Origin of the sequence: Marinobacter sp. AL4B, assembly GCF_019916045.1 — a bacterium.
In the GTDB taxonomy this organism is placed as follows: Bacteria; Pseudomonadota; Gammaproteobacteria; order Pseudomonadales; family Oleiphilaceae; genus Marinobacter.
Window position 1 is genome coordinate 88544 of the sequence record NZ_JAILWZ010000007.1, and the last position, 6243, is coordinate 94786.

Genomic DNA, 6243 nt, shown 5'->3' on the forward strand with positions numbered 1-6243 from the left:
CGTAACCACCACCGCTTACTGGTTATCGACAGGTTCTTTCGTGGACTTGAAGATCCGCACTTTAGTGCCGTCTTCCTTGATCTGGAAGCCAACACGATCGGCTTTGCCGGTCTGCGGATTAAAAATAGCCACGTTGGAAGCCTGGATAGGCGCTTCTTTTTCGACGATACCACCTGGGGTGCCGAGCATCGGGTTAGGCTTTGTGTGCTTCTTGATCATGTTGATACCAGAAACAATCACGCGACCATCGTCCTGAACCTTCAGGACTTTACCACGTTTCTCTTTGTCTTTCCCCGCGGTGACGATTACTTCGTCATCTCGTTTAATCTTTTTCATAACCGGCCTCTGGTCCTTTAAAGTACTTCGGGTGCCAGTGAGATAATCTTCATGAACTTTTCGTTTCGCAGCTCACGAGTAACCGGTCCGAAGATACGGGTACCAATGGGCGCGTCCTGAGTGTTCAGAAGTACCGCCGCGTTACCGTCAAAACGGATCAAAGAACCGTCTGGACGACGCACACCCTTACGGGTACGTACTACAACAGCTTTAAGGACCTGGCCTTTCTTCACCTTGCCGCGTGGGATGGCTTCCTTAACGGTTACCTTAATGATATCCCCAACGCTGGCATAACGCCGGTGAGATCCGCCCAGGACCTTGATACACATAACTTGACGTGCACCGCTGTTATCCGCGACTTCAAGCATTGTTTGAGTCTGAATCATGGTTGTTCTCCGGGCGAATTACACCTTGGAAGCGCGTTCGGTGACCTCAACCAGAGCCCAGCTCTTAGTCTTGGAGACCGGACGGGTTTCCTCGATGGTTACGGTGTCGCCGATGTTGCACTGATTGCTTTCATCGTGCGCATGGATCTTGGTTGAACGCTTCATGTACTTACCGTACAGAGGGTGTTTCACCTGACGCTCAACCAGGACCACGATGGACTTGTCCATCTTGTTGCTCACGACCTTCCCGCTCAGAGTTCTGGCAGTTTGGGTAGCTTCGGTCATGTCACTGTCCTGCCTTTTCATTCATTACCGTTTTAACGCGCGCAATGTCGCGTTTCACGTTGCCGAGGAGGTGAGACTGATTCAGCTGACCTGTTGCTTTACGCATACGCAGGTTGAACTGCTCCTTCAGGAGGTTGATCAGCTCGCTGTTCAGCTCCTCAACGGACTTTTCACGCAGCTCTGTTGCTTTCATCACATCACCGTCCTCGTTACAAAGGTGGTCTGTACAGGCAGTTTGGCCGCTGCCAATGTGAAGGCTTCCCGAGCCAATTCTTCGGATACACCTTCCATTTCGTAGAGCATGCGGCCTGGCTGAATTTCAGCCACCCAATACTCGACAGAACCCTTACCTTTACCCATTCGAACTTCGAGTGGCTTACCGGTGATCGGTTTATCCGGGAAAACCCGAATCCAGATCTTACCGCCCCTCTTGATCTTACGAGTCATGGTACGACGCGCTGCCTCAATCTGACGCGCAGTTATACGTCCACGGGTTGTCGCTTTCAATCCGTATTCACCGAAGCTCACCTTAGTAGCTCGCTGAGCAAGACCGGTGTTACGGCCTTTCATTACCTTGCGAAATTTGGTGCGTTTTGGTTGCAGCATAAGAGTGCCCCTTTACTTAGAACCTTTCTTCCCAGAGGCTTTCTTGTCAGCACGGACCTGTTCCATACCACCAAGAATCTCACCTTTGAAGATCCATACCTTCACGCCGATAACGCCGTAAGTGGTGTGCGCTTCATAGGTTGCGTAATCAATATCTGCACGCAGTGTGTGCAGAGGAACACGACCTTCGCGATACCACTCGGAACGTGCGATTTCAGCACCCCCAAGACGACCACCAACCTGAATCTTGATACCCTTGGCACCCTGACGCATGGCGTTCTGTACCGCACGCTTCATAGCGCGACGGAACATTACACGACGCTCGAGCTGACCGGCAACGTTTTGCGCTACCAGGCGGGCATCCAGGTCCGGCTTGCGGACTTCTTCGATGTTGATGTGCACAGGCACACCCATCATGTCGCTAACTTCACGACGCAGACGGTCAACATCTTCACCCTTCTTACCGATAACAATACCGGGACGGGCGGTATGGATCGTGATCCGGGCGTTCTGAGCAGGGCGCTCGATCACGATCTTGCTGACAGACGCCTTAACCAGACGCTTGTCGAGGAACTCGCGAACCTGAATATCATTCAACAGGTTTTTCGCGTAGTCCTTTTTGTCGGCGTACCAAACTGAGTTGTGCTCTTTAATCACACCCAGGCGTATGCCGGTCGGATTTACTTTATGACCCATCTGAGCATCTCCTACTTGTCGGCGACCTTGACGGTGATATGACAGGTGCGCTTCATAATACGGTCAGCGCGCCCCTTGGCTCGAGCTTTGATTCGCTTGAGCGTTGGGCCTTCATCCACCATGACAGTGGAGACCCGCAGATCATCAACGTCTAGACCTTCGTTGTGCTCAGCGTTAGCGATGGCAGATTCAAGAGCTTTCTTGATCACGCCAGCCGCCTTCTTCGGGCTGAAAGTCAAAATGTTCAGGGCGTCCTCAACAGCCTTGCCGCGTACTTGGTCAGCGACAAGACGCGCTTTCTGAGCTGAGAGGCGAGCGCCCTTATACTTGGCTGCTACTTCCATTTCTATTACCTCAGGATCAGCGTTTAGCTTTCTTGTCGGCCGCATGACCACGATAAGTACGCGTTGCCGCGAACTCACCCAGCTTATGTCCTACCATATCTTCGGTGACATAAACCGGCACGTGCTGCTTGCCGTTGTGGACTGCAATGGTCAGGCCTACCATCTCTGGGAAAATTGTCGACCGGCGGGACCAGGTTTTAATTGGACGCTTGTCGCTTTTTTCCAGAGCTGCCTCGACCTTCTTCAACAGATGCAGGTCTATAAAAGGACCTTTCTTTAAAGAACGTGGCACAGCAATTACCTCTATGTAGTCGTTTACTTGGCCGAACGACGACGTACTATCATCTTATCAGTACGTTTGTTCTTACGAGTCTTATGCCCTTTGGTCGGAACACCCCACGGAGTAACCGGGTGACGTCCACCAGAGGTACGCCCTTCACCACCACCATGTGGGTGGTCAACTGGGTTCATAGCAACACCACGTACTGTTGGACGTTTACCGCGCCAACGTGATGCACCCGCTTTACCAAGCTGCTTCAGACTGTGCTCACTGTTGGATACTTCACCCAACGTTGCGCGACAATCTACAAGCACCTTACGCATTTCACCTGAACGCAGGCGGATAGTGGCGTAAGCCCCTTCCCTTGCAACCAGCTGTACGGATGCGCCCGCAGAGCGAGCCAGCTGAGCACCTTTGCCAGGCTTGAGTTCGACGCAGTGAATCACTGAACCAACCGGAATATTCCGGAGCGGCAAAGTGGAACCCACCTTGATCGGCGCGTCGACGCCGGAGCGCACAGGATCGCCAGCCTTCATACCTTTAGGAGCGATAATGTAACGACGCTCGCCATCGGCATATTTGACCAACGCAATGTGCGCTGAACGGTTAGGATCGTATTCCAGGCGCTCAATGACCGCCGGAATACTATCTTTAGTCCGCTTAAAATCGATTACACGGTAGTGCTGCTTGTGACCACCACCAATGTGACGACTGGTAATACGGCCATTGTTATTACGGCCACCAGTCCTACTCTGTGCTTCTACCAACGACTGGTATGGGCGCCCTTTGTGCAAATCCGGGTTGTAAAGCTTTACAACGTGACGGCGTCCGGCAGATGTTGGTTTGGTCTTGACGATCGGCATATTACGACCCCTTTACCTTATTCCACATCCAGAAAATCGATGTCCTGACCTTCTGCCAGCTTAACGTAAGCCTTACGAATGTCATTACGCTTGCCGAACCCGCGGATAGTGCGCTTAAGCTTACCCTTACGGTTCAGAACCTGAACACCTTCTACGGTGACGTTGAACAGCTGTTCAACGGCTTTTTTGATCTCGGGCTTGGTCGCATCAGGGGCAACACGAAAAACCACCTGACCGTGCTCCGCTACGCGAGAAGCTTTCTCTGACACGAGTGGTCCAAGCAGGACCTTGTAAATACGTTCCTGATTCATCCCAGCATCTCCTCGATCTTCTTCAGAGCGGGAACAGTGACCACGACCTTCTCGTAGGCAACCAGGCTAACAGGATCCAGACCCGCAACGTCGCGAACATCCACGTGAGGAATGTTACGAGAAGCAAGGTGCAGGTTCTGCTCAACGGTCTCGGATAGAATCAGGGCATTGGAAACACCCAGTTCTTCGAGCTTCGCTGTGAACACCTTGGTTTTAGGAGTATCGACGCTCATTTCGTCAACCACTACCAGACGCTCCTGACGAACTAGCTCGGAAAGGATCGAGCACATGGCCGCACGGTACATCTTACGGTTAACTTTCTGTTCAAAGTCGCGAGGCTTAGCAGCGAACGTTACGCCGCCTGAACGCCAGATCGGGCTACGAATGGTGCCAGCACGTGCACGGCCGGTACCTTTTTGACGCCAAGGCTTCTTACCACCGCCTCTGACTTCAGAACGTGTCTTCTGAGCCTTGGTACCCTGACGGCCAGCTGCCATGTATGCAGTAACCACCTGGTGAACCAGAGCTTCGTTAAAATCTTTGGCAAATGCAGCGTCGGAAACAGAGATTCCCTTGCCACTACCAGTAATTGTCAATTCCATCGAACCGCTCCTCAGGCTTTGACTGCAGGCTTGATGACAACATCGCCGCCAGTTGCGCCGGGTACGGCACCACTTACTAGCAGCAGGTTGCGCTCGGCATCGACACGGACAATCTTGAGGTTTTGCACGGTAACCTGCGCATTACCCATCTGACCGGCCATCTTTTTACCCTTAAATACCTTACCCGGAGTTTGGTTTTGACCAATGGAACCCGGAGCACGGTGAGAAAGGGAGTTACCGTGGGTAGCATCCTGCATGGAGAAGTTCCAGCGCTTAACACCGCCCTGGAAGCCCTTACCCTTGGAGCGACCAGTGGCATCAACCACTTGACCGTCTTCGAATACAGAGACTGTCAGCTCGCCGCCAGCGGCCAGCTCTTCACCTTCACCATCTGCCAAACGGAATTCCCAGGAACCACGACCAGCTTCAACGCCAGCTTTTGCGTAGTGACCTGCTTCCGCCTTAGTAACACGGGAGGAACGACGAGAACCTACGGTTACCTGAACTGCGCGGTAGCCGTCGTTTTCGAGAGTTTTAAGTTGTGTAATCCGGTTGGGTTCAACCTCGATTACTGTAACAGGCAACGCCTGCCCATCTTCCGTAAAAATACGGGTCATACCGGCCTTACGACCGACAACACCAATTGCCATGTTTCACCTCTTAAGTGTACGGGGCTCGCACCCTCTATGGCCTATGACAGTTACACACTCTAATACCAAACGGTATTAGCCGAGGCTGATCTGAACGTCTACACCTGCTGCCAGGTCCAACTTCATCAGAGCATCCACTGTCTTTTCCGTAGGCTCAACAATGTCGAGCAAACGCTTGTGCGTACGAATTTCATACTGATCACGCGCATCTTTGTTGACGTGCGGGGATACCAGTATCGTGTACTTTTCCTTCCGCGTCGGCAGAGGAATAGGACCACGAACTTGAGCGCCGGTCCGCTTAGCGGTATCGACGATCTCCTGCGTGGACTGGTCGATTAGACGATAATCAAACGCCTTCAACCGGATTCGAATTTTTTGGCTTTGCATGATGCACCAAACTCCACTCGTAGCAGCTACTATTTAGCCGACCTTCAAAAAAAGGAGCCGCATTGTATGCATAATACCCAACCGTGTCAACTGCCGAAGCAATGGACACGATTGGGATAGCTTTGCGACCTAAACAGAAAAAGGGGCTGAGAATATTCAGCCCCTTTTTCCTGATCAACCGAGCATATTACTCGATGATCTTGGCAACAACACCGGCGCCAACGGTACGGCCGCCTTCACGAATCGCGAAGCGCAGACCATCTTCCATGGCGATCGGGGCAATCAGAGTAACAACCATCTGAACGTTGTCACCTGGCATTACCATTTCAACGCCTTCCGGCAGTTCACACGATCCGGTCACGTCTGTGGTACGGAAGTAGAACTGAGGACGGTAGCCCTTGAAGAATGGAGTATGACGACCACCTTCTTCTTTGGACAATACGTACACTTCACACTCGAACTTGGTGTGCGGGTTGATAGAACCCGGCTTACACAGA

General features: G+C 52.3%; 13 protein-coding genes and 1 pseudogene. All 14 read right to left on the bottom strand.

What is annotated here, in order from left to right; genetic code table 11:
• Positions 1–15: 15 nt before the first annotated feature.
• Complete coding sequence (gene rplX / locus K5L82_RS00550) at positions 16–336, bottom strand: 50S ribosomal protein L24 (protein WP_114335796.1); 321 nt, start codon at positions 334–336, stop codon at positions 16–18.
• Between the two features lie 17 nt (positions 337–353).
• Positions 354–722, bottom strand: coding sequence for a 50S ribosomal protein L14 (gene rplN / locus K5L82_RS00555; RefSeq protein WP_114335795.1), 369 nt, complete (start codon positions 720–722; stop codon positions 354–356).
• Between the two features lie 18 nt (positions 723–740).
• Positions 741–1007, bottom strand: coding sequence for a 30S ribosomal protein S17 (rpsQ, locus tag K5L82_RS00560; RefSeq protein ID WP_114335794.1), 267 nt, complete (start codon positions 1005–1007; stop codon positions 741–743).
• Position 1008: 1 nt separating this feature from the next.
• Positions 1009–1200, bottom strand: coding sequence for a 50S ribosomal protein L29 (gene rpmC / locus K5L82_RS00565; RefSeq protein WP_114335793.1), 192 nt, complete (start codon positions 1198–1200; stop codon positions 1009–1011).
• Positions 1200–1613 carry a 50S ribosomal protein L16 gene (rplP, locus tag K5L82_RS00570; protein WP_114335792.1) on the bottom strand — a complete coding sequence of 138 codons (414 nt, stop codon included), beginning with the start codon at positions 1611–1613 and terminating at the stop codon, positions 1200–1202. The genes rpmC and rplP overlap by 1 nt, the downstream gene beginning before the upstream one ends.
• Positions 1614–1625: 12 nt before the next feature.
• On the bottom strand, positions 1626–2309 hold the full coding sequence (gene rpsC / locus K5L82_RS00575) for a 30S ribosomal protein S3 (RefSeq protein ID WP_011784249.1): 684 nt from the start codon (positions 2307–2309) through the stop codon (positions 1626–1628).
• An 11-nt stretch (positions 2310–2320) separates the two neighbouring features.
• Positions 2321–2653 carry a 50S ribosomal protein L22 gene (rplV, locus tag K5L82_RS00580; protein WP_044387658.1) on the bottom strand — a complete coding sequence of 111 codons (333 nt, stop codon included), beginning with the start codon at positions 2651–2653 and terminating at the stop codon, positions 2321–2323.
• A 16-nt stretch (positions 2654–2669) separates the two neighbouring features.
• Entirely contained in the window at positions 2670–2945 is a 276-nt protein-coding gene (gene rpsS, locus K5L82_RS00585; RefSeq protein ID WP_114335791.1) for a 30S ribosomal protein S19, read from the bottom strand.
• Positions 2946–2968: 23 nt separating this feature from the next.
• A complete protein-coding gene (gene rplB, locus K5L82_RS00590) occupies positions 2969–3796 on the bottom strand; it encodes a 50S ribosomal protein L2 (RefSeq protein WP_133006545.1) in 828 nt (275 codons plus the stop codon).
• A gap of 17 nt (positions 3797–3813) precedes the next feature.
• Positions 3814–4107, bottom strand: coding sequence for a 50S ribosomal protein L23 (gene rplW, locus K5L82_RS00595; protein ID WP_114335789.1), 294 nt, complete (start codon positions 4105–4107; stop codon positions 3814–3816).
• Complete coding sequence (gene rplD / locus K5L82_RS00600; RefSeq protein ID WP_133006546.1) at positions 4104–4709, bottom strand: 50S ribosomal protein L4; 606 nt, start codon at positions 4707–4709, stop codon at positions 4104–4106. The genes rplW and rplD overlap by 4 nt, the downstream gene beginning before the upstream one ends.
• Positions 4710–4720: 11 nt before the next feature.
• On the bottom strand, positions 4721–5359 hold the full coding sequence (gene rplC, locus K5L82_RS00605) for a 50S ribosomal protein L3 (protein WP_114335787.1): 639 nt from the start codon (positions 5357–5359) through the stop codon (positions 4721–4723).
• Positions 5360–5434: 75 nt separating this feature from the next.
• Complete coding sequence (gene rpsJ / locus K5L82_RS00610; RefSeq protein ID WP_041341420.1) at positions 5435–5746, bottom strand: 30S ribosomal protein S10; 312 nt, start codon at positions 5744–5746, stop codon at positions 5435–5437.
• Between the two features lie 187 nt (positions 5747–5933).
• Positions 5934–6243, bottom strand: a pseudogene (tuf, locus tag K5L82_RS00615) (elongation factor Tu); the annotation flags it as partial.

What these genes read in the sequence shown, in the direction of transcription:
- rplV (WP_044387658.1), bottom strand. Translation starts at nt 2,653, where the DNA reads ATGGAAGTAGCAGCCAAGTATAAGGGCGCTCGCCTCTCAGCTCAGAAA.
- rplX (WP_114335796.1), bottom strand. Translation starts at nt 336, where the DNA reads ATGAAAAAGATTAAACGAGATGACGAAGTAATCGTCACCGCGGGGAAA.
- rpsQ (WP_114335794.1), bottom strand. Translation starts at nt 1,007, where the DNA reads ATGACCGAAGCTACCCAAACTGCCAGAACTCTGAGCGGGAAGGTCGTG.
- rpsJ (WP_041341420.1), bottom strand. Translation starts at nt 5,746, where the DNA reads ATGCAAAGCCAAAAAATTCGAATCCGGTTGAAGGCGTTTGATTATCGT.
- rpsC (WP_011784249.1), bottom strand. Translation starts at nt 2,309, where the DNA reads ATGGGTCATAAAGTAAATCCGACCGGCATACGCCTGGGTGTGATTAAA.
- rplB (WP_133006545.1), bottom strand. Translation starts at nt 3,796, where the DNA reads ATGCCGATCGTCAAGACCAAACCAACATCTGCCGGACGCCGTCACGTT.
- rplW (WP_114335789.1), bottom strand. Translation starts at nt 4,107, where the DNA reads ATGAATCAGGAACGTATTTACAAGGTCCTGCTTGGACCACTCGTGTCA.
- rplC (WP_114335787.1), bottom strand. Translation starts at nt 5,359, where the DNA reads ATGGCAATTGGTGTTGTCGGTCGTAAGGCCGGTATGACCCGTATTTTT.
- rplD (WP_133006546.1), bottom strand. Translation starts at nt 4,709, where the DNA reads ATGGAATTGACAATTACTGGTAGTGGCAAGGGAATCTCTGTTTCCGAC.
- rplN (WP_114335795.1), bottom strand. Translation starts at nt 722, where the DNA reads ATGATTCAGACTCAAACAATGCTTGAAGTCGCGGATAACAGCGGTGCA.
- rpmC (WP_114335793.1), bottom strand. Translation starts at nt 1,200, where the DNA reads ATGAAAGCAACAGAGCTGCGTGAAAAGTCCGTTGAGGAGCTGAACAGC.
- rplP (WP_114335792.1), bottom strand. Translation starts at nt 1,613, where the DNA reads ATGCTGCAACCAAAACGCACCAAATTTCGCAAGGTAATGAAAGGCCGT.